At 72.5% G+C, this 20,674-nt stretch carries 22 protein-coding genes and 1 pseudogene; 7 read left to right on the top strand and 16 right to left on the bottom strand.

Going from position 1 to position 20,674, the window contains the following annotated elements:
- Positions 1-13: 13 nt before the first annotated feature.
- The 5 genes from ACI2K4_RS24540 to ACI2K4_RS24520 form a co-directional block, all read right to left on the bottom strand.
- On the bottom strand, positions 14-1,210 hold the full coding sequence (locus ACI2K4_RS24540; protein WP_404514491.1) for a hypothetical protein: 1,197 nt from the start codon (positions 1,208-1,210) through the stop codon (positions 14-16).
- Between the two features lie 67 nt (positions 1,211-1,277).
- The gene (locus ACI2K4_RS24535) at positions 1,278-2,483 is read right to left on the bottom strand and encodes a low temperature requirement protein A (RefSeq protein ID WP_404514489.1); all 1,206 of its coding nucleotides are present in this window, start codon (positions 2,481-2,483) and stop codon (positions 1,278-1,280) included.
- A gap of 144 nt (positions 2,484-2,627) precedes the next feature.
- Entirely contained in the window at positions 2,628-2,864 is a 237-nt protein-coding gene (locus ACI2K4_RS24530) for a hypothetical protein (RefSeq protein WP_404514487.1), read from the bottom strand.
- Positions 2,865-2,890: 26 nt separating this feature from the next.
- Positions 2,891-4,300 carry a glycosyl hydrolase family 18 protein gene (locus ACI2K4_RS24525; protein ID WP_404514485.1) on the bottom strand — a complete coding sequence of 470 codons (1,410 nt, stop codon included), beginning with the start codon at positions 4,298-4,300 and terminating at the stop codon, positions 2,891-2,893.
- A 332-nt stretch (positions 4,301-4,632) separates the two neighbouring features.
- Positions 4,633-4,827 carry a CsbD family protein gene (locus ACI2K4_RS24520; protein ID WP_404514483.1) on the bottom strand — a complete coding sequence of 65 codons (195 nt, stop codon included), beginning with the start codon at positions 4,825-4,827 and terminating at the stop codon, positions 4,633-4,635.
- Positions 4,828-5,057: 230 nt separating this feature from the next.
- Here ACI2K4_RS24520 and ACI2K4_RS24515 point away from each other — a divergent pair, with 230 nt between their 5' ends.
- Together ACI2K4_RS24515 and ACI2K4_RS24510 are read left to right on the top strand one after the other, a co-directional pair.
- Positions 5,058-5,828 carry an MBL fold metallo-hydrolase gene (locus ACI2K4_RS24515; protein WP_404514770.1) on the top strand — a complete coding sequence of 257 codons (771 nt, stop codon included), beginning with the start codon at positions 5,058-5,060 and terminating at the stop codon, positions 5,826-5,828.
- The gene (locus tag ACI2K4_RS24510; protein WP_404514481.1) at positions 5,825-6,385 is read left to right on the top strand and encodes a DedA family protein; all 561 of its coding nucleotides are present in this window, start codon (positions 5,825-5,827) and stop codon (positions 6,383-6,385) included. The genes ACI2K4_RS24515 and ACI2K4_RS24510 overlap by 4 nt, the downstream gene beginning before the upstream one ends.
- Positions 6,386-7,411: 1,026 nt before the next feature.
- Here ACI2K4_RS24510 and ACI2K4_RS24505 read toward each other — a convergent pair.
- Positions 7,412-8,311 (bottom strand): annotated as a pseudogene (locus ACI2K4_RS24505) (alkaline phosphatase family protein); the annotation flags it as partial.
- 741 nt (positions 8,312-9,052) lie between these two features.
- Here ACI2K4_RS24505 and ACI2K4_RS24500 point away from each other — a divergent pair.
- Complete coding sequence (locus tag ACI2K4_RS24500) at positions 9,053-9,865, top strand: MEDS domain-containing protein (RefSeq protein ID WP_404514479.1); 813 nt, start codon at positions 9,053-9,055, stop codon at positions 9,863-9,865.
- Positions 9,862-10,302, top strand: a complete 441-nt coding sequence (locus tag ACI2K4_RS24495; RefSeq protein ID WP_404514477.1) for an ATP-binding protein — start codon at positions 9,862-9,864, stop codon at positions 10,300-10,302. The genes ACI2K4_RS24500 and ACI2K4_RS24495 overlap by 4 nt, the downstream gene beginning before the upstream one ends.
- Positions 10,303-10,368: 66 nt before the next feature.
- Here the strand turns inward: ACI2K4_RS24495 and ACI2K4_RS24490 are convergent, their stop codons facing one another.
- Genes ACI2K4_RS24490 through ACI2K4_RS24480 form a run of 3 tightly spaced genes read right to left on the bottom strand, consistent with a single transcriptional unit; the run spans position 10,369 to position 12,120 of the window.
- Positions 10,369-10,797 carry a VOC family protein gene (locus tag ACI2K4_RS24490; RefSeq protein WP_404514475.1) on the bottom strand — a complete coding sequence of 143 codons (429 nt, stop codon included), beginning with the start codon at positions 10,795-10,797 and terminating at the stop codon, positions 10,369-10,371.
- A gap of 9 nt (positions 10,798-10,806) precedes the next feature.
- Complete coding sequence (locus ACI2K4_RS24485) at positions 10,807-11,265, bottom strand: helix-turn-helix domain-containing protein (protein WP_404514473.1); 459 nt, start codon at positions 11,263-11,265, stop codon at positions 10,807-10,809.
- Positions 11,266-11,304: 39 nt separating this feature from the next.
- Positions 11,305-12,120 (bottom strand): BTAD domain-containing putative transcriptional regulator, encoded by an 816-nt coding sequence (locus ACI2K4_RS24480; RefSeq protein ID WP_404514470.1) that lies wholly within the window; start codon positions 12,118-12,120, stop codon positions 11,305-11,307.
- Between the two features lie 292 nt (positions 12,121-12,412).
- Between ACI2K4_RS24480 and ACI2K4_RS24475 the strand changes: the two genes are divergently transcribed.
- On the top strand, positions 12,413-12,778 hold the full coding sequence (locus ACI2K4_RS24475) for a hypothetical protein (protein WP_404514468.1): 366 nt from the start codon (positions 12,413-12,415) through the stop codon (positions 12,776-12,778).
- 79 nt (positions 12,779-12,857) lie between these two features.
- Here the strand turns inward: ACI2K4_RS24475 and ACI2K4_RS24470 are convergent, their stop codons facing one another.
- Genes ACI2K4_RS24470 through ACI2K4_RS24455 form a run of 4 tightly spaced genes read right to left on the bottom strand, consistent with a single transcriptional unit; the run spans position 12,858 to position 16,541 of the window.
- A complete protein-coding gene (locus tag ACI2K4_RS24470) occupies positions 12,858-14,102 on the bottom strand; it encodes an ABC transporter permease (protein WP_404514466.1) in 1,245 nt (414 codons plus the stop codon).
- On the bottom strand, positions 14,099-14,860 hold the full coding sequence (locus ACI2K4_RS24465) for an ABC transporter ATP-binding protein (protein ID WP_404514768.1): 762 nt from the start codon (positions 14,858-14,860) through the stop codon (positions 14,099-14,101). The genes ACI2K4_RS24470 and ACI2K4_RS24465 overlap by 4 nt, the downstream gene beginning before the upstream one ends.
- Before the next feature lie 11 nt (positions 14,861-14,871).
- Positions 14,872-15,957 carry a peptidoglycan-binding protein gene (locus ACI2K4_RS24460; protein ID WP_404514464.1) on the bottom strand — a complete coding sequence of 362 codons (1,086 nt, stop codon included), beginning with the start codon at positions 15,955-15,957 and terminating at the stop codon, positions 14,872-14,874.
- Positions 15,954-16,541, bottom strand: a complete 588-nt coding sequence (locus tag ACI2K4_RS24455; protein ID WP_404514462.1) for a hypothetical protein — start codon at positions 16,539-16,541, stop codon at positions 15,954-15,956. Before ACI2K4_RS24455 ends, ACI2K4_RS24460 begins: the two co-directional genes overlap by 4 nt.
- Positions 16,542-16,740: 199 nt before the next feature.
- On the opposite strand from ACI2K4_RS24455, the gene ACI2K4_RS24450 reads away from it, so the two are divergent.
- Together ACI2K4_RS24450 and ACI2K4_RS24445 are read left to right on the top strand one after the other, a co-directional pair.
- Positions 16,741-17,313, top strand: coding sequence for an RNA polymerase sigma factor (locus ACI2K4_RS24450; protein WP_404514460.1), 573 nt, complete (start codon positions 16,741-16,743; stop codon positions 17,311-17,313).
- Positions 17,313-18,461: a hypothetical protein gene (locus ACI2K4_RS24445; RefSeq protein ID WP_404514458.1), complete on the top strand. Its 1,149-nt coding sequence runs from the start codon at positions 17,313-17,315 to the stop codon at positions 18,459-18,461. Before ACI2K4_RS24450 ends, ACI2K4_RS24445 begins: the two co-directional genes overlap by 1 nt.
- A gap of 49 nt (positions 18,462-18,510) precedes the next feature.
- On the opposite strand, the gene ACI2K4_RS24440 is transcribed toward ACI2K4_RS24445, so the two are convergent.
- Genes ACI2K4_RS24440 through ACI2K4_RS24430 form a run of 3 tightly spaced genes read right to left on the bottom strand, consistent with a single transcriptional unit; the run spans position 18,511 to position 20,640 of the window.
- A complete protein-coding gene (locus ACI2K4_RS24440) occupies positions 18,511-19,188 on the bottom strand; it encodes a response regulator (RefSeq protein WP_404514456.1) in 678 nt (225 codons plus the stop codon).
- Positions 19,185-20,363: a sensor histidine kinase gene (locus tag ACI2K4_RS24435; RefSeq protein WP_404514454.1), complete on the bottom strand. Its 1,179-nt coding sequence runs from the start codon at positions 20,361-20,363 to the stop codon at positions 19,185-19,187. Before ACI2K4_RS24435 ends, ACI2K4_RS24440 begins: the two co-directional genes overlap by 4 nt.
- A 22-nt stretch (positions 20,364-20,385) precedes the next feature.
- Complete coding sequence (locus ACI2K4_RS24430) at positions 20,386-20,640, bottom strand: hypothetical protein (protein WP_404514452.1); 255 nt, start codon at positions 20,638-20,640, stop codon at positions 20,386-20,388.
- Positions 20,641-20,674: the final 34 nt, after the last annotated feature.

Raw genomic sequence — 20,674 nt, 5'->3', positions numbered from 1 at the left:
CCGGCGTCGAGGTTCAGCTACGGGATCGTGCCCCCGCGTCGGTCGCCGACCCGGGGGCGTGACCCGGTGTGGCGCCGGAACGTACCGGCCAGCGTTGCCAGACGGCCACGTGCATCACCACACCGAGCGCGATGAAGTTCAGCGCGGCCGTGGAGATCCAGTCCTCGGCGGTCGCGCGTACCCAGTCGATCTGGCCCGCGTACGCCCAGAGGACGCCGTAGAGCGCGGCGGCGACCAGGGCGACCAGCCCGACCAGCGCGGTCCGGCCCGGGTACGGACGCAGCCGGGTCGCCGGCCACCCCTCGAAGAGCATCGCGACCAGCAGGGCGGCGGCGATGACGGTGCCGCCGACGGCGCTGATCCGCGCCGGTGGCCAGCCGGCGACCCGCCACACCAGCGGGAAGGTCGCCGCCGTGGCCCCGGCCACCCCCGCGTTGCCGGCCAGGATCCGTAACCAGCGCCGCCCGATCAGCGAGAACGGCAGGCCGCGCAGGGCGACGAAGAGCAGCACCTGCCAGACCCCGAGCGTGACCAGCAGCGCGCCGTAGACCGGTGCCGCCAGCGGACCGCCGGGATTACGCAGGCCGTCGGCCGCGCGCACGGCGGCCGGGACGTGGTCCAGGTTGACCACGAGCAGGTACGCCAGCACCGCGACCACCCACGACAGCGCCAGTGCGGCCAACCCGGCCGGGACCCGGGGCAACCGGGCCAGCGGGCACCGCTCGCAGACCAGGGTGAGTTGCAGGATCGCGGTGAACGTCCCGGCGCCCAGCGCCAGCGTGACCGGGAAGGTGGCGACGTGTCCGGGGCCGGCGTCGGCGACGAAGATCCCGCGCAGGTCGACCCGGCTCACCACGAGCTGGCCGAGGATGGTCAGCCCGACTCCGGCGACCCCCGCGATCAGCGTGTCGGTCAGCCCCACCCAGCCCGCCCGCAGGTGGCTGCCCGGCCAGTCCTGCCACCAGAACGCGATCATCGCGATCACCGGTAGGGCGAAGGTGGCCAGCGGACCGAGGACCACCAGCGACGCCTCCGCGCTGCCCAGCAGGAAGGCGAGCAGGAAGAAGAGCGGAAGGACGAAGGTGAGCCCGGCCAGGCCGAGGATCGGCTGGGTCGGTGTGGTTCGGCCGGCCGGGCGCGGTTCGGCCGGCGCCACCGCCGCCGGTCGCGGAGCGGTGAGCGCGGGCCGGTCGTCGGCGTCCGCGGCCATGCCCACCTCCGGTATCACGCCCGATCCACCCTATCCGGGCAAGACGGGACAGAAGGCCCGTTCCGGTCTAGAGGGAGGGGGTGGGCTGCTCCGGCGTCGTACGGCCGCGCGAGCGGAACGCGTCGGCGAGCGCCACCCCGGCCAGTACGACCGCCGCCGAGACACTGACGACCAGCGGCGGTACGTGCAGCATCGCCGGCACCAGTAGGCCCAGCAGGATCAGTCCGCCGGTCCGGGACCGGGAGACCCGGGCGTACACCTGGTATTCGAACAGGGCCCGTCCGGTGAGGAAGAGGGCGGGGCCGCCGAGCATGGTGTAGAGCCAGACCGGTGTGATGTGCCCGAGCGGGTGGGCGATGGCGAGTTCGTAACCGACGGCGGTGAGTACGATTCCCGCGATCATCAGCAGGTGCGAGAAGGACATCGACCGGCCGAACCGGCCCTGGTGGCGGGCCGAGGTGATCGCCAGCGGCAGCAGGTGTCCGGCCTGGTGGAAGTAGATCCGCCAGAGCAGCACGGTGGTCAGGAACGACACCAGGAAGGCGGCGGCCCGGTCGACGGCGAAGTCGGCGCCGCTGAAGGTCAGGCCGATCACCAGGATCGACTCGCCCAGGGTGATCAGCAGGAACTGCTGGTAGCGCTCGGCCAGGTGCTCGCCCGCGATGGGGACGTTGGCGGCCGGACCCCGGCCCAGCCCCGGGACCGGCCAACCGGCGATCGCCCCGCCGTAGTCGAGCAGGATGGCGATGGTCCAGAGGACCCCGCGCAGCCGGGCGTCGTCACTCGTGGCGCCGAACAGCCAGGGCACCGCGCTGAGCCCGAGCCAGATGATCAGCCGTACCGGGACGTCCCGGTCTCGGTTGTGCGCGACCAGGAGGAGGAGCGTACGGCCGAACTGGAGGGCGACGTACGCCCCGGCGAAGACGATCGCCCGCTCGCCGAACCCCTTCGGCACCGCCACCGCCATCACCATCGCGCCGAACATGGTGCCGACCACCACGAGCTGGATCGCCGGCTGGTCCGGGTCCAGTCGGCTGGTGGTCAGCGCGGTGAGGGTCCAGACCAGCCAGAGTGCGAGGAACAGCAGCAACGTCTGACCGGCCTCGGAGAACAGGATCCGCCGGTCGCTGCTGAAATCGTTGATCAGGCGCTGGGATATCCGGGTGAGCGCGAAGACGAAGACGAGGTCGAAGAAGAGTTCGAGGAAGGTGGCCCGCTGCGTACTCTCCGCGCTGCGCAGCAGACCCCGTTCCGATTCCTCGCCGCTGGTCATCCGGCGACCGTGCCGGGATCGGTCACGGCACCCCCTGGTCGCTCGGGCGATCTCCAGATCCCAACGAACGACCCCCCGCTGTGGACATTGCCGGTGTAAGGAAGGGCCCCTTGTTAACGCTATGCGTTAACAAGGGGCCCTTCCTTACACCTCGGCGTTGTCGGTGCGGAGGCGGCGGTAGTGGCGGTTGCGGGCGCGCAGCACCACCGTCGCCAGGGCCGCCGACACCAGCGAGGCCAGCAGTACGCCGAGCTTCGCGTACCGTCGCCCAGCGCGAGCACCGCCGCGCCGAGCAGCAGCAGGCCGCCGACCGTCTCGGTGCGCAGGATCCGGCCGCGCGGCGGGGGGTGCCCGGTCGACGTTGCCGAGTCGACCGGACACCCCCCGCGCGGACCCCTTCGGTCAGGTCAGGGGAGCTGCCAGATCTGGTTGCTCGTGTTGAAGCAGTCCCAGATCTGGAGCCGGGTGCCGTCCGCGCTGTTCTTGTCGGTCACGTCCAGGCACTTGTTGGACTGCGGGTTGCGTACGGTGCCGTTGCTCTGGCCCTGCCAGACCTGGGCGCCGCTGCCGTTGCAGTCCCAGAGCTGGATCTTGGCGCCGTTGGTCGTCGAGGCGCTGGTGACGTCCATGCACTTGCCGAGGCCCCGGATCGTGCCGTCGGTGCCGACCGTCCAGGTCTGCGCGTTGCTGCCGTTGCAGGTGTAGAGCTGTACGGCGGTGCCGTTGGTGGTGCTGGCCGCCGCGATGTCGACGCACTTGCCCGCCAGTCCGGTGATCCGGCCGGTCCGGCCGGTCGGCGGCGGCGTGCCACCCCCGCCCATCACCGTGTCGTAGATGGCGCTGACCAGCGAGGTCGAGGTGTTCGTGTCCTGGGACAGCTCCCAGTTCATCATGCCGCCGGCGTTGGCCAGGGCCCACTGCGTCTTCCGCTTGACCGTCGGGATGCCGTTGTAGCACTGCTGTGCGCCGTTGACGGTGGTGCAGTCTCGGTTGGCGTTCGCCGGGTCCATCGCCACGAGCTGGTTGTAGGTGACGTAGCCGGGGCGGCTGTAGAACGGCACGCCGAGCACCGTCTTGCTCGCCGGCAGACCACGGTTCTTCCAGCCCTGGGCGTTGCTGATCGACCAGTCGTAGTTGGCGTGCGGCTCACCGCCGTCGTACAACATGATGTTGAGGAAGTCGACGTAGCCGAAGACGGCCGGCTGGATGCCGTTGGCGGTGCCGCCGCCCGAGACGACCGCGGCGGTGAGCAGCTTGCCCCGGCTGTGCATGGCGGTGCTGAGCTGCTGCATCAGCAGGGTGTAGTTGTTCGCCGAGGTGCCCGGGTCCGGGTACTCCCAGTCGATGTCGACGCCGTCGAGTCCGTACTGGTTGACGAAGTTGACCATGTTGTTGACAAAGGTCGTACGGGTGCCCGAGTTGGCCGCGAGCGCCTCGAAGGCCGAGTCGTTGCCGTCGTTCCAGCCGCCGACCGCGATCAGCACCTTCACGTTGTTCGCGTGGCCGAGCGAGACGAGCTGCTGGAGCTTGCCCGGCTGGTCGACCGGCTGGAGGCTGCCGTTGGCGTTCGGCAGCACGAACGAGTAGTTGATGTGGGTCAGCTTGTTGTACTGGATGGTGGTGACGTTCCCGGCCCAGGACGGCATGTAGCCGACGCTCTTGAAACCGTTGGGCAGCACGGCCGCCTGCGACGGCGACGCCGGGGCCAGCGCGGTGGTCGTACCGACGAGGGCGGTGACCAGGGCCATCGCCCCGGTGAGGAGGCGGGATCTGCCGCTACGCCCGATCCGGGCGGTAGCAGAGGATGTATCGGACATGTTCGACCTTTCGCGGCGTACACGCCATCGGCCCCGTGGGGGAGGGGCGGTGATCACGAGCGCTCGGCCGACCAGGGCCCAGGGTCGGCTTCGAGGCGGGAGGAGGGGGGTTGTGCTTTTTGGTACGCTTCAGGTGGTTCAAAGCTTAGGAAACTTAACTATTAAAAGTCAATGGATGCGAATTCATCACTTCGCAACGGGTTTCGTGGCCGTGCACACGACGAGGCCACACCTTCGACGAAGGTGTGGCCTCGGTGACTTCCGGAGCGCTGGACAGACAGCCGGGTGGGCGCCCCGATCGGGGCGCCCACCCGGCGCGGGTTACCGGTGGATCAGGGCCGCAGCGCGTCCCGGGTGTCGTGGGCGGCGTCCTTGACGTGGTCGCCGGCCTGCTTGACGTTCGCCTCGGTCCGCTGCGTGGCACCCTCGGCCTGCAACCGCTCGTTGTCAGTGGCGTCGCCGACCTTCTCCTTCACCGCACCGGTGATCTCTTCGGCCTTGTGCTTGATCTTGTCGCTGATGCTCACTGTCTCCTCCAGTTGCCTCGATCGCCGGCCCGCCCCGCCGGGTCCGGGTGGCTCGGTGTTTCCGCTGTCGAAGGTTGTGCCCAGGACGGCGAACGCCGAAACCGGCTCGGCGCGTAACCCCGGACCGCCGGCTCGGCACCCCGGACCGCCGGCTCGGCACCCCGCGCCCATCGGACACCGGTACGGGCGCTGGCCGCCCGCCCGGACCGCCCCCGTACGGTGGTCGGGTGATGTCCGCGGTTCAGGTGACCTGGTGGGGGCATAGCACGGCCTGGATCGAGGACTCCGGCGTCCGGCTGCTGACCGATCCCGTACTGCGTGACCGGGTCGCCCACCTGCGGCGGATGCGTGGGCCGACGCCGCACCTTCCCGGCCAACCGGACGCCGTACTCATCTCGCACCTGCACGCCGACCACCTGGATGTCGCGTCGCTGCGCCGGATGCCCGACCGGGTCGCGCTGGTGGTGCCGGCCGGGTCGCGACCGTTCCTGCGGCGCCGGCTCGGCGCCCCGGCGGCGGCGCGCGCGGTCGAGTTGGCGCCGGGTGAGGAGTACACCATCGACTCGGTCACGGTCCGGGCGGTGCCGGCCGAGCACGACGGCGGCCGGGGACCGTGGTCGCGGCACCGCGCGATCGCGGTCGGCTACACCGTGCACGGTCGAGCCAACACCTGGTTCGCCGGGGACACCGGCCTCTTCGGCGGCATGGCCGACCTCGGCCCGCTCGACCTGGCGCTGATCCCGGTCGGTGGGTGGGGTCCGACGCTCGGCGCCGGCCACCTCGACCCGGCCCAGGCGGCCGAGGCGGTACGTCTGGCCGCGCCCCGGCACGCGGTGCCGGTGCACTTCGGTACGTTCTGGCCCGCCGGCCTGATGTTCCGCCGGGCGATGTTCCACGAACCCGGTCGACGTTTTGTCGACCGGGCCGCCACCGCCGCCCCCGGAACCCGGGTCACCGAGCTGCGCCCGGGCGAGACCCTAGCGGTGGAACCCGTACGGTGAGCAACGCCATCGGGGTGCTGGCCTCGCTCTTCGCGCTGGTGGCGTTCGGTGCCGTGCTGCCGGTGGTGCCGACCGGCGCCGCGGTCAGCGCGGCGGCAGCACTCGCCTTCCACCAACACTCGATCATGATCGTGGCGGTGGTGCTGGCCGGCGCGGCCGGCGCCTACCTCGGCGACGCGGTGACCTACCTGCTCTGCCGGGTGGGTGGTGAGCAACTGGCCCGCCGGCTGCGCTGGCTGCGCGACACCGACCGACTCGACGGGCTCGCCGTACGACTGCGCGAGCGCCAGGTGTCGGTGCTGCTGATCTCCAGGCTGGTGCCGGGAGGTCGAATTCCGGTGCTGCTCACCATCGCCCTGACCGGCCTAGACTGGCGGCGCTTCGCGCTGGCCAACGCCCCGGCCTGCGGGCTCTGGTCGGTGGTCTACGCCGGGTTCGGTGTCCTCGGCGGCTCCATCTTCGCCGAGCCGTGGCAGGGCGTCCTGGTCGCGGTGGTGGTCGTGCTGGTGATCAGCCAGGTCGTCGGCTGGGTCCGGCGTCGTACCGGAGCCGCCTGACCGGGCGCCGTCGCCCGCCGCCTGCGCCGGCACCAGCGCCCGGTCGCTCATTGCACGGGCATGTGCGTTGGCGGCTTCGCGGTCACCCGCCGTGGCCGGCTCGGCTTCGGGTGTCCCCTCGGCGGGGGTGGGCGGCAGGTCCGCCTCGCGCAGTCCGAGCCGGCGTAGCCAGGCCAGCAGTTGCCGGTGGACCGCGGCCGGTCCGACCAGCGGGTCGGTGTCGACCGGCCAGTCGGCCGGGCGGAGCAGGAACGCGTCGCTCTGCCAGCCGCCGAGTCCACCGTGACTGCCCACGAGCTCCTCGAAGGCGGCCACCTCCTCGGTGCCCGGGTCGATCGTGCTGACCAGCACCAGGTCGCCGACGTGCGCGATCTCCTGGTGACGCAGCAGGTCCTCGCGCGCCCGGGGGCCGTACGCGGCCAGCGGGTCCGCACCGACGACCAGCCCGTCACGCAGGTGGTGCTCGCCCCGGTGTCCGACCGCCACCGGGCCGGTCGGTTCGCCGACGACCACCACCCCGACGCCCGGGTGGGCGGCCAGCGCGTCCACCAGCCCCGGGTGGGCCGCCTCGATCTCCGCCCGGCCGGGCTTGCCGGGGTACCGGGTGAAGTAGACCATCGCCAGGTTTCCGGACGCGACGACCAGGGTGTCCGTACGGGCGAGCTCCTGGGCCTCGCCGGTGCCGGCCCCTCGGGGCGGCGTCCTGCGCTCCCCGCCCGGCCCGAGCGTCACCTCGCGGTCGACCGTACGGGAACGCATGGCCGCCCGGGTCGCCGCCGCACCCGCCCCCGGCCGACCGCTGATCTCGGTGAGCAGGGTGTTCACCGGACCCCAGTGCTCGATCGGTCCGGTCGCCGCCGACGCGGTCCGTTCCGGCCGGACCGGGCGGGCCGAGCCGTTCTGCTCCGGGTTGTCGGCCCGGCCGGTGCCCGCCGTCCGAGCCGGCCCGGCACCGGGCGTCAGGGCCGGTCCGGCACCGGGCGTCAGGACAGCGGCGGCGCTCGCGTTGACCAGTCGGTCCACCGTCTCGGCCAGCGACTCGCCGTAGCGCTGCCGGAAGGTCTCGCCCTGGCTCTGTCCGTGGTCGGAGAGGACCACCAGGTGGTAGCGGCGGTCGGCCTCGCTGGCGAGCCGTTCCAGGACACCGAGGACCTGGTCGAGCCGGCCGAGCGCGTCCAGCGCCTCCGGCCGCGCCGGGCCGGCGTGGTGGGCCACCTCGTCGTAGTCGACGAAGTCGCAGAAGATCACCGGAGCGCCGAGCGCCATCTGCTCGGCGATCAGCGAGACGTTCATGTCCCGGAGCATGCCGGCGAGCGGGCGGAGCACCAGGAACGCCCCGGACCGGCTGACCCGTGGCCGGATGTCGCGCAGCCGCTGCCCACGGGCCTGGTGCAGCTCCTTGAACACGCGCCCGATGCCGAGCACGATCGCCCGGGCGAAGCCGTACGGGCTGATCATGAATTCGGCGTAGCCCCGGGACGAGCGGCCGGGCAGGGTGGCCCGGCTGACCGTGAACAGCGTCGAGGGCGCGTCGCCGGAGAAGATGTTGCTGATGCTGACGCCCCCGTCGCGCAGCAGCCCCCGGCCGTCGGAGAGCTGGCGCTCGATCTCCGCCGCGTCGCGCGGGCGGTTGGCGACCATCAACCGTCCGGCCTCCTTGTCGTACCAGCGGAAGGCCGGCACCGACAGGTCGTCACCGTGCAGGATGCCGGCCTGCGCCCCGGGCGTGGTCGCCGGCAGGCCGGTGTGCCAGCCGCTCAGCCGGTGGCTGCGCAGCCGCAGCCAGCGACCGATGTTGGGCAGGTTGCCGGCGTGGATCGCCCAGCGCAGCAGCGGCGCCGACACCCCGTCGAGCTGTACGACGAGCAGCCCTTCGCCGTGCGCCGCCGTACCGCGCTTGTGCGCCGCCCGGCTGACCTTGTGCATCAGCCGTACCGCCTCGCTGACAAAGGCGTCGTCGGTGCCCGAGTCGGTCAGCCAGTTGACGACGGCGGCGAGCGCCACCGCGAACCAGGAGGCGGCGAAGACCGCCGGCAGCCCGGAGAGGTACGCGTCCGGCGCCAGCCAGAGCGCCACGTACAGCACGATCGTCTGGAGGCTGGCACCGACCACGAGCGCGCCCAGCCCGCCGAGCACGGTGGCCAGCGCGAGCAGCAGTGGCCGGAGCAGGGCACCACCCACGGCGACCAGGACCACCACCCAGAGGATCGAGGTCAGCCCGTCGGCGTCCACGCCCGGCATCAGCCAGAGTGTCCCGGCCAGGACCACGAACGACGTGACCGCGCTGCGCAGCAGCCCGGCCAGGCGGGCGAGGGTCGGCCGCCAGGACCGCAGCTCCCGCAGGACGAGCCGGGTCCGGCCGGGCCGGACCGGGGTCGGCGGACGGGTCGGTTCGGCTGGCGCGGTCACCGCCCCACCTTGGCACAGCCCCGCAGCCCCCGGCCCGGTGCTGACGTACCGTGACTGCTCGATGTGATCAGGCTGACAGCCTGCCGCACCCGGTGGACGGGGTAACGGGTGTGGGCGACAGGGAGCCGGCGCCGCCCCCGAGATGACGCGCCGGTCGCCGGGCCTTACGGTGGGGTCCAGCTTCATCACGTACGGAGGCGGGGCTGCATGGCCGAGGCTGTCCGGGTAGACGAGCTCACGCTCGGGGATCACGGATGTTTGACGTTCTCTGACCCGCAGGAGCGGCTGGACCTGCTGGCCGCGTTTGTCCGCGACGGCCTGCGTCAGGGTCAGAAGGTGCTCTGCCTGACCGACTCGGTCGACCCGGAGCAGTTGGGCCGGGAGTTGCGGGACCGGTCGGTGCGTACCGGCGGCGCGCTGCGGCGCGGACAGCTCCACCTCGCCACGGTCGAGTCGTCGCTGCTGGTCGACCGGGGGGCGGACGCCCGGAACATGGTCGACACGCTGGCCGAACAACTCGACCTCGCCGGCCGGGAGGGCTATCCGGGCCTGCGGGTGACCGCGGACATGTGCTGGGCGACCCGCCCGCTGGCCGCGCCGGAGGAGCTGCTCTCCTTCGAGCAGGAGGTCGGCGCGCTCTTCGCCGACGGTCGGCTCTGCGTCATCTGCCAGTACGACCGGGAGCGCTTCGACGCGGTCACCCTGGCCTTCGCGGCCAAGGCGCACCCGAAGGCGGTCGCGGCGCTGGCGTACCACGACGACGCGCTGCTGCGGATCTGTCGCCAGTACAGTCCGCCGGGCATCCGGGTCGCCGGTGAGCTGGACTACCAGCACCTGGACGAGCTGAACCGGGCGCTCACCGAGACGGTGCGGCTGGACCGGCACCCGCACGTGAACCTCGGCGGGTTGGACTACATCGACGCCGCCTGTGCCTCCGCGATCACCCACGCCGCGCTGAAGCTGCCCGCCTCCCGGCGGATGACCGTGACCTGTCGTGGCCTGGTGCGGAAGGTGATGGAGTTGGTCGGCAAGGTCGGCACCGACCGGCTCCGGATAACAGCGGCCCCATGACCGGCTCCGACCCGAGCACCACCTCCTCGGACCAGGCGGAGATCCTGGTTCCGGACCCGGTCACGCTCGACCACCCCTTCGACGGCGACGGCCTGTACGGGATGCGGGCCACCATCGCGGCCCACGCCGACCGGCTCGCCATCGACGACGAGCAGTTGCAACAGTTGCTGATCGTCGCCGGGGAACTCGCCAGCAACACGGTCCGGCACGGCGGTGGCGGCGGCCGGCTGCGCCTGTGGCGGACCGGAGACTCGCTCTACTGCGAGGTCAGCGACCGGGGCCCGGGGATCAGCGAGCCGGCCACCGGCACGACCCAACCCGCGGCGACCCAGATCGGTGGCCGGGGTCTGTGGATCGTCCGGAGTCTGAGTGCCGATCTGGTGATCCGTGACGGGGCACCGGGCACCGTGGTGACCGCCGTCATCGACCTGCGCTGACCCGGGCGACGGACCCCGCTCGTACGGTCGCGGGGCCCCTCGCCGGGCGGTTCACACCCCTCGGTGTCAGGCGAAGTCCTTCGGGTCGAACTCGTGCGGCTCGACCAGCACCATCCAGTTGCCGGAGTTGTCGCGGGCGACCGCCTCCACCCCGTACGGGCGCTGCTCCGGGGTCTGGATGAACTCCACGCCCTTGGCTCGCAACTCGTCGTAGGTCTTCTGGCAGTCGTCCACCCGCAGGCCGAGGGCGAACAGCCCGCCGTCGTCGAGCGCCCGGTTCATCGCGTCCACCATCTCCGGCGAGTACGGCGGGCCGGGGATGGTGAGGTGCACCTCGAGTTCGGGCTGGTTCGGGTGCTTCACGGTGCACCAGCGGTAACCGTCGCCGAGGGTGATGTCGGTGTGTTCGGCGAACCCGAGTACGTCGATGTAGAACGCCTTGGAGGCGTCGATGTCCTTCACGGAAACGCTGGTGATCGAGATGTTGGTAATCATGGGACCAGGCTAGGAGCGGCCCGGGAGATCCGGCTTCTCCCCGATTGCGCGGTCCCGCCGCTCGGCCAGCCCCCACATGAAGACGAAGCATCCCGGGATGCGCGGCGCCCCGCTCACCGCCCAGCGGCGCTGGAACTCGCTCGGCGTCTCGCCGACCAGTTCCCGGAACCGGCTGCTGAACGACCCGAGACTGGAGAAGCCGACCACGTGGCAGACCTCGGTCACGGTGAGGTTGGTGGCGCGGAGCAGGTCCTGCGCGCGCTCCACCCGCCGCCGGGACAGGTGGGCGGCGGGCGAGATGCCGTACGCCGCGGTGAACATCCGCTGGAAGTGGAACTTGCTCAGGCCGGCCACCCCGGCGAGGGTCTCCAGGTCCAGCGGCTCGGCGTAGTGGCGGTCGGCGTGGTCGCGGGCCCGCCGCAGGTGGACCAGCAGGTCACCGGGGACCCGTCGGGGCGCGGCGCTCACCGGGGCAGTCTATCCCGGCCATTGATCGAGTAGTCGTGACTAACGGTCGAGCAGTTTTGTCGCCGATCGATCCCGCACCATCGCGCTGACCACCGAGGCCGGTTCGCCGCGCAGGATCATCAGCTCCAGAGCGCGCAGTTCCGGGCCGGGTTCGATGCCCAACTGATCCACGATCTTGTCACGGCCGTCCCGGTATATCGCCAGTGCCTCGGCGGACCGTCCGGAATGGTACAGCGCCAACATCAATCCATGTCGGAGCCCCTCGTGCAACGGATATTGCGCCACCGTCCCGCGCAATCCGGCGACGAGTTCGGTGTGGTCGCCCAGCGCGAGTTTCACGCGTAATTGCTGTTCCAGCGCCGCCACCCGTCGTTCCTCCAGTTGATGGGCGGTCTGCTCGAAGAATTCCCCCGGCACGCCGCCGAGCGGGTAACCGCGCCAGCAGGAGAGGGCCGCGTGCAGCAGCCGGTCCGCGCCCCGCCAGTCGCCGGCCCGGGCCTGCCCGGCGGCGTCGACCGCCGCCCGTCCGAACGCGGCCAGGTCGACCCAGTTCGCTGGTACGTCCAACAGGTAGCCGCCGGGCCGGGTGTCGATCAACCGGTAGCCCGATCCGGCCTCGGCGAAGGTCCGGCGCAGGCCGGAGACGTACACCTGGACCTGGTTGCGGGCCCGGGCCGGTGGCGCGCCGTCCCAGAGCACGTCGATGATCTCCGACATCGGCACCTGGGTGCCGCTGCGCAGGGCGAGCAGCGCCAGCAGTGCCCGCTGCTTCGGTTGTCCGACCGGTAGCTGTCTTCCGTTGATCAGGACTTCGAATGGACCAAGCAACCGCAGTTCAGCCTGACTTGCCCCCATGAACCGTCTCCCCGTGTGGCACGTGCCGACATTTCCCAGCGTTGATCGGCGTCCTCTGTTCGGTGGTCCGGTCGAGCTCCGAGTCCGGAGTCAGCTCCGTGTGGATCATATCTTACGTAACATCAGTAAATGATGTCGGTAAATATACTGCGCCACGGCAAATGCATCACAGCAGGTCGGCCAAAGAAATGATCGTCCTGATAGGACGGCCTTCAGCATATCTTAAGCGGTTCTTCAGTGACCCGCCCGACGATGCCCTGGACAGCAACGGCACAACACGAGGGGACGCACCATGAGATCACGTATTCTCAGCGCCGCTGCCGCGCTCGTACTCGCCGTCACCGGTCTGGTGGCGCTGACGGCGACCCCGGCCCAGGCCGGCTGTAGCCACGCCCACCCGTTCCTGGACGGGACCGGTGGCTACGTCTCGGCCACCGACGCCGCCGTCCGCTCCGGCCCGCACCACCTCGGCAGCGGGGCCTGCACCGTCGTCGGCCGCGCCTACAACGGCTACGCCGCCCAGTACTACTGCTACACCTCGGGCGACACCTACAACGGCTGGTCGACCTGGACCTGGGTCTACGTCCCGGCGATCAACCGGTCCGGCTGGGTCAACGACGCCCTGCTCTACGGCAACGGCAGCAACTACCCCTGCTGACGCCGGACGGCGACCTCCGCCGCCGAATCCTACGACCGACGAGCGGCCCGCGCAGGCGCGGGCCGCTCGCCCGTCTGCGTCACGGGGTGGCCAGGGCCTCGGTCGGCGCCAGCCGGGCCGCCCGGATCGCCGGGTAGAGCCCGGCCAGCGTGCCGATCAGCACGGTCGCGCCGATCCCGCCGGCGGTCGCCCAGGCCGGCACCAGGGTCGGCCAGTCCCGCAGGTGGGCGTAGCCGGCGGTGGCGGCGATCCCGAGCAGGGTGCCGGCCACCCCGCCGAGCAGCGACAGCAGCAGCGACTCCATCAGGAACTGGTTCCTGATCTGCCCCCGGGTGGCACCCATGGACCGCCGCAGCCCGACCTCGGTACGCCGTTCCAGCACCGAGATCACCATCGTGTTCGCCACCCCGATCCCTCCTACCAGCAGGGCGATCACACCCAGCCCGATCAGCTGGGCGCCGAGGGTGTGACCGGCCGCCCGCCGGGCGGCCAACGCGTCGGACGGGCGCGACACCCGTACCTCGTGCGCCGCGCCCGGGTTGGCGGTCGCCCCGAGCACCGCCCGGACCGCCTCCACCCGGGAGTCCAGCGAACGCGTGTAGATCATCGTCGGGTGGCTGTCGAAACCCAGGTAGCGCTCGGCCGAGGACCAGCCGACCAGGGCCGCCGTGTCGAGTTCCGGCGCCAGCGGCACCGGGTCGAGCACCCCGACCACCCCGAACCACGTCCCACCCAGCCAGACTCGCGGTCCGGCGATCCGTACACCGAGCCGGTTCGCGGCGGTCGCGCCGAGCACCACCGCCGGGTGGCTGGCCGTCGCCGGGTTGAACCACGCCCCCCGGGCCACCCGGCCGCCGACGGTCGAGAGCAGGTCCGGCTGTGCCGCCAGCACCGCGATGCTGCCGGTCTGGCCGGACGGGATGTACTCGTTGCGGTAGACCGAGGCGTCCACCACCCCGGTCGCCGAGGCCGCCGTGACCGGGCCGATCCGGCGCACCATGCTGACCGACTCCACCGGGAGCGGTGCGTCCTGACCCGCGATCGTCTTGCCCGGCGTCACCGTGAGCAAATTCGTGCCGAGCCGGTCCAGCGTCCGGTCCAGTTCGGCCCGGCTGGACGAGGAGATGCCGACCATGGCCAACATCGCCGCGATCCCGATCGCGATCCCCAGGGTGGAGAGGAAGACCCGCAACGGCCGGGTACGCAGGCCGGTCCCGCCGACCCGGAGCACGTCCGCCGGGCGCAGCCGCGCCGGCCGCAGCCGGTCCGCCGAGGTGCCGGCCGTCCGGCGTACGTCCGCCGGCCCCGGGCCGGGCCCGCTCACGACCGCACCCCGTCCGGCGGGGTGTCGCCGGTGAACGCCGCCGCCCCGGTGTCGGATCCGGCGTCGACGTCGGGTCCGGCGTCGGGCCCGTCACCGGGTCCGCTGTCGTCGGCGATCCGGCCGTCACGCATCCGTACCTGACGGGGCAGGCTCGCCGCGATCTGGAGATCGTGCGTGATCACGACGACGGTCGTACCGGCCCGGTGCAGCTCACCGAGGAGCGCGAGCACCGCCGCCCCGGCCGCCGAGTCCAGGTTGCCGGTCGGTTCGTCGGCCAGCAGCAACGCCGGTTCACCCACCACCGCGCGGGCCACCGCCACCCGCTGCCGCTCCCCACCGGACAACTCGTGCGGGCGGTGGTCGACCCGATGGGCCAGCCCGACCCGGGCCAGCGCCGCCTCGGCCCGGTCCCGCCGTTGCCGCCTCGGCACCCCGGCGTAGAGCAGGCCGTCGGCCACGTTGTCCAGCGCGGAGACCCCGGCGGCCAGGTGGAACTGCTGGAAGACGAAGCCCACCCGGCGGGCGCGCAGGGCGGAGAGCTGCCGGTCACCCAGCCGGGCCACGTCGTGACCGTCGATCTCCACCAGACCGGCGGACGGCCGATCCAGGGTGCCGACCAGGTGCAGCATGGTCGACTTGCCGGACCCCGAGGGCCCCACGATGCCGACCGACTCGCCGTACCCGATCCGCAGGCTCACCTCGGCGAGAGCGGCGACCCCACCCGGGTAGATCTTCGACACCCGGTCGAGTCGTACCACCGCGTCGCGGTTCACCGTGGCACCACCACCGTCGTACCCTCCGTGATCTCCGGACCCTCCACCTCGACCCGCCCGGCGGCGATGAGACCCACCTCGACCGCGACCATCCGGGTGCCCGACCCCTGCGCCAACTCCAGCCCGTAGCCCCCCTCGGCGAGCGCCAGCAGCGCCGCGACCGGCACGGTCAGTACGTCCTTGCGCTCCCGGACCACGTGGCTCACCCGTACCGGGGCCTTCTCGAACTCGCGCAGCGCCGCCTGGTCGGCGACCCGGACCGTCACCGGTACGGTCGGCGCGTCCGCACCGCCCGGCGCGTCCCCGCCCTCGGCGGGCTCGGTCACCTCCGCCCCGACCCCGGTCACCGTGCCGGGTACGGTCGCACCACCGGGCAGGGTCACCGTGACCGCGACCCCGGCCTTCGCCCAGTCGCTCCCGTCGACCGGGACCCGCGCCGTGACGATCTTCTCGGTGCCGGTGTAGCCGAGCAGTTCGCCGGTCGCGCTGGCCCCGAGCCGGACCCGGTGCTCCGCGACCCGTACCGGACCGGCGGCGTAGCTGACCTGGTTGACCTCCACCGTCCCGGTCTCCGGCTGGCCGAGATCCTTCTGCCAGCGTTTGACCGCCGTCTCGGTCGCCGCCGTGTAGCGGGTGTCCACCGTCAGGCCGGAATAGCCCAGCTCGCGCAGGTTCGTCTCGAACTGCTTGACGTCCGTGCCCTCGGTGTCCTTCTTGAGCTGGCGGTACATCGGCAGCGTGCCGTAGAGCAGGACCACGGGTTTGTCGTCCGCCCGCAGCAGCGGCTGTCCCCGGTTCACCGTCGTGCCGACGGTGGGCAGCCAGGTCAGCGTGCCGGGTGCGGCCGACACCAGCGGGACCCGGTCGCCGTACCCCAGGTCGGCCTCGGCCTGCGCCGACTCGACCAGGGTCTCCCGGATGACCGGGGTGGTGCCGCCCGGGGCGGCGGCGGTACCCGGCTCGGGCTCGCCGCCGCCGAGGCCGACCGAGGCCACGACGGCGGCGGCGACCAGGGCCAGCACCGCCAGCCCGATCCCGACGGTACGGATCAGGCGGCGGGCCGGCCGACGCTGCTCGCTCATCCCTGACCGGGGCCGGTTGGGTCACTGCCGAGAATGCCCGCGCACTGCTTCTGCGCCCGCTCGGCGGCGGCCGGGTCCTTCGGCGGCGTGACAAAGCCCTGCGGACCCGGGTCGGCGAAGTCCGGTACGCCGTTGTCCCGCATGCACTGGGCGTACCTGCGCATCGTCTCCAGTTGCTCCGGTGAGATCGCCGTCGCCCCGCCCGGCTGCGGGAAGAGGTCCTTGCACTTCTCCGACGCGGCCGGGAACTCCGGATCGGTCTTGTCGCCGGGCTTCATCACCCAGACACCGTTCGGGTCCGGGTCGTCCACCTGGACGCCCGCCTCACGCATGCACCTCACGAACGCCAGCGACCGGTCCAGCCCACCGGCGTTCCCGGCCGGGGCGGCGGTCACCTCCTGGTTCGGCGTGGACGAGGTCTGGGCGGTCGCCACCCCCCGATCCGGCTCCTCGGCGCAGCCGGCCGCCGTCACGACCAGCAGGGCACCGGCGGCGGCGAGCAGCAGCCCCCGGAACCTCGGCGTGCCGCCCGGCCGTCCGGCGCGGGCCCTGGTCGTCCCCGTCGCGACAGATACCTCGGACACTCGGTCACCTCCACATTCGCGGACATCTACCAGGGTCATTGCGCGTCGCCGGGAAAGCGTCACGTCCGGCTCCGCGCCGGCTCGGTTCCGGCCCTGGTCGGCTCGGTTCCGGCCCTGGTCCGGCCGCCGTCGCTGGTCCGGCCGGCAGCGGCGGTCGACGTGACGCCCGGGACGGCTCGCGCAATGACAAGATGTGAGGGTGCTCGATGCCAGCTTCGACGCCATTGACGATCGTGAGCTGCTCCGTGGACTCGACCGCGATCCGGCCGCGCTCGAGGAGTTCTACCGCCGGCACGTCCGGGCGCTGACCCGCTACCTGCACTCGGCGGTCGGTGACACGCACGATGCCGGCGACCTGGCCGCAGCCACCTTCATCGCCGCGATGGAGTCGGCGACCCGGTACGACCCGGCCCAGGGCGAACCACGCGCCTGGCTCTTCGGCATCGCCCGCAACCTGGTCGCGATGCGCTGGCGGCGCGCCGCCGCCGAGTCGCGGGCGATGAGCCGGCTCGGCGGGCAGTCGCACCCCAGCGTCGACGAGTACGAGCGGGTCGACGACCGGATCGACGCGAGCGAACTGGCCGCGCCCGCGCTCGCCGCCCTGCCCTCCCTGCCCCCGGCGGAACGGGAGCTGATCGAGGTGATGCTCGACCGTGGGCTCAGCGTCACCGAGGCTGCCGCCGCCCTCGGCATCCGACCGGGTACCGCCCGGATGCGCCTGGCCAGGGCCCGAGCCAGACTCGCCCTGGCCATGTCGAAGGACGAGACCTGATGCGAAGCAACCGTGATCCCGACTACGCGCACGAGCTGACCGACGCCGAACAGCGCACCCTCGACCTGCTCCTGGCCCGGCTCGGCGAACGTACCGCCGAGGCCGGGCCGCCGCCGGTGGTGCCGCCGCCGACCGTGTTGCCGGCGCCCCGATCCGGCCGGGCCGCCGCCCCGCCGGCCGCGCCGGGGCGGCGGCGCCGGTGGCTCGCGCCGCTCGCCGTCGCCGCCGCCGCGACCGGGGTGCTGCTCGCGGCCGACCTGGTCCCGGTCGGGTTCGGACCGGACCAGCCGGACCGGAACCCGCCCCCGGTCGCCGCCGCCTCACCGCGCGAGGTGCTCGACCGACTCGCCGAGGCGGCGGCGCACGTCACCGACCCGCCGGCCGGCGCCGACCTGCTCCACCGGCACGACCTCGAGGTGCTCGTCACCGGGGCGCCGGCCGCCTGCGCCGTCACCACCGTCGCCGCGTCGAGCTGGGTCGACGCCCGTCCGGCGAGCGGTGGACCGGTCGCCGGGCGCCTCAAGGCCGAGCTGAGCACACCGCCCGCCGACGCGGCCGGGCTGGCCGGCTGTACGGGCACAGCCTCCGCCCCGGCCGCCCGTACCCTCTTCGACGGCACCACCCAGGATCTCGACGCCCGGTGGGCCGCCCTCGGCGACGGCGTCCCGGGAGGGCTGCCCGGTTACACCAGTCCACGCTGGGTCTCCGTGGTCTTCAACGTCCCCGACCCGGCCACCGACATCCCGGCCGACCCGGTCGACTTGGACCGCCGCCTGGGCAAACTCTGCGCCAACCAGCCGGCCACCGACTGCCCGGCGCTGCGCTGGACACTCCTGGTCGAGTTCCTCACCAGCCCGGAGACCGGGGCGGCGCAACGGGCCGCCGCGCTCCGGCTGGCCGCGCAGGAGGGCAACGCCACCCTCGTGCCGGACGTCGACCGTGACGTCACCGGGGCACCCGGAGTGACCCTGCGGGTGCCCTACCTGCGGCTCGCCGGCTCCCGGGTCACCGACGGGGGCGAGTCCACGGCCGCCGAACTCACCTTCGACCCCGGTACGGGCGACCTGCGTCAGCGGCGGCTCCGCAGCGCCGACGGGGCGCGTACGGAGTTCACCGTCCATCTCGCCCGTACCCGTACCGCGGGCTGACGTACCGGCCGTCGAGACCGCGCGCCGGGTTCGGGCCGTCGGCTTCGACTCACCGGGCGTCGGCCAGCCCGTGCCGGTTGGCGTAGGCCGCCGCCTCGGTCCGGTTCCGTACGCCGATCTTGGCGAACGCGTTGTTGACGTGCGTCTTGACCGTGGCCGGCGCGACGAACAACGCCCTGCCGATCTCCGCGTTGCTCAGCCCCCGGGCGATCAGCGCGAGCACCTCCACCTCCCGGCCGGTCAGCCCGTCCGGCAGCGCCCGGCGGGCAGCGCCCGGTGCCGGACCGGTCGGCCGGTCGAGCGCCTCGACCAGGCGTCGGGCCACGGCCGGGTCGAAGACCGCCTGTCCCGCACCGGCCGCCCGCAACGCGTTCCCGATCTCCACCCGGCCGGCGTCCTTGGTCAGGTAACCCCGGGCGCCGGCCCGCAGCGCCGCGTCGATCGACTCGCCGTCGGCGTACGTGGTCAGGACCAGCACCGCCGTGCCGGGAAACTCCCCGCTGATCCGGGCGGTCGCGGCGACCCCGTCCAGCACCGGCATCCGCAGGTCCATCAGCACCACGTCCGGCGCCAGCTCGGCGACCAGCCGCAACGCCTGCTCGCCGTCCCCGGCGTCACCGACCACGGTCACGCCGTCGAGCAGCCCGAGGAGCGCGACCAGCCCCTCCCGGACGATCTGCTGGTCGTCCACCACCAGCACCCGCAGGGACCCGCCCGCCGGGGTCACGCCGGCACCCGTACGTCGACCTGCCAACCGCCGCCGGGATGTCCCGGATCACCGGCGGTCAGAGTGCCGCCCACCAGCGCGATCCGTTCCCGACTGCCGGTCAGGCCGTAGCCGTTGACCCGTACCGCCTCCGCCGGGGTCGCCCGGCCCGGTCCGTTGCACACCTGGAGACGTACCTCCTCGGGCCGGAAGTGGAGGGCGACCGTGACCGGCCCGCCCGGCGCGTGCTTCGCGGCGTTGGTGAGTGCCTCCCGCGCGGTGCCCAGCAACGAGACCTCGGCGGCGGGCGCCAACGGACGGGGCGTGCCCTCGGTACGGAAGTCGACCGGCACCTGGTGGTCCTGTCGGTACGCGGTGACCAGGTCGGAGAGCGCGGTGGTCAGCGGTGGCACGTCGGCCCGCAGCGCGGCGACCGCGGCACGGGCCTCGACCAGACCCTCGGCGGCCAGCCGACGGGCCCGTCGGACCCGGACCGCCGCCCCCTCCACGTCGCCCCGGTCGGTCAGCAGCGCCTCGGCCACCTCCAACTGCACCCCGAGTGCGCCGAGCGAGTGCGCCAGCACGTCGTGCAGCTCCCGGGCGATCCTGGCCCGCTCGTCGAGCGCCGCCGCGCGGGCCTGCTCCCGCTGGGCCAGTCGGGTCTGTTCGAGCAGCCGCGCGGTCTGCCGCGCCCGCCGCCGGTGCTCCCGCCGGTGCAGCCCGAACAGCACGACGATGACCACCACCGCCACATTGATCAGGGCTGCGGCTGGGTCCTGCCCCCACCACCAGCAACCGAGCAGGTAGAGGCAGAGGTCGACGGCGGCCACGGCGACGATCGACCGTGGCGTCGGCCCCAGGTGCAGCGCGTACGTGAGCAGACCGACCAGGGTGAAGGTGGCGGCGGTCGAGCCGGCCGTCCCGCCCGTACCGGCCGCCACCGAGCCCAACGCGGAGCAGAGCGCGAGCGCGCCGAGGGCCGTACGCGGAGCCCGCCCGTCCCCGAGCGCGAACACCAGCCAACTCGCCAGGCTGGCGGCGAGTGCCGCCCACTGCCAACCGGCGGCGCCGGACATGCCGCCCGAATAACTGAGGGTCCAGGCCAGCAGACCGGTGAGGGTGAGCCGGACCAGCCATCCGGTCTCCGGGTCGTCGGCGAGCAGCAGGCGTCGTACCCGCTGCCACACCTCGCCCATCGGCCCAGTCTCGCCGATCCCGCTACCGGTCTTCCACCAGGCGCAGGATGAGCTCCAGCACCACCAGCCGGTACGCGACAAAGCCGAGCACCACCACGACGAGCACGATCAGCGCGGCGAAGATCGCCTTACCGGTCACTTTCCCTCCACCCTGTTCGAAGATCCGGCCGAGTACGAACACCAGCAGCCGTACGCCACGGGAGGGCTGGTGACCCCCGGTGAGCAGGCGACTGATCGTGCGTACCCGGTCGGGCAACCTGTTGTCCCGGTCGTTCATGACGGCCACGCTATGGACCGGTCCGGGTGGACCG

Origin of the sequence: Micromonospora sp. NPDC050397 (assembly GCF_044901685.1) — a bacterium.
Taxonomy (GTDB): Bacteria; Actinomycetota; Actinomycetes; order Mycobacteriales; family Micromonosporaceae; genus Micromonospora_G.
This window is presented reverse-complemented; position numbering and strand designations above follow the sequence as displayed.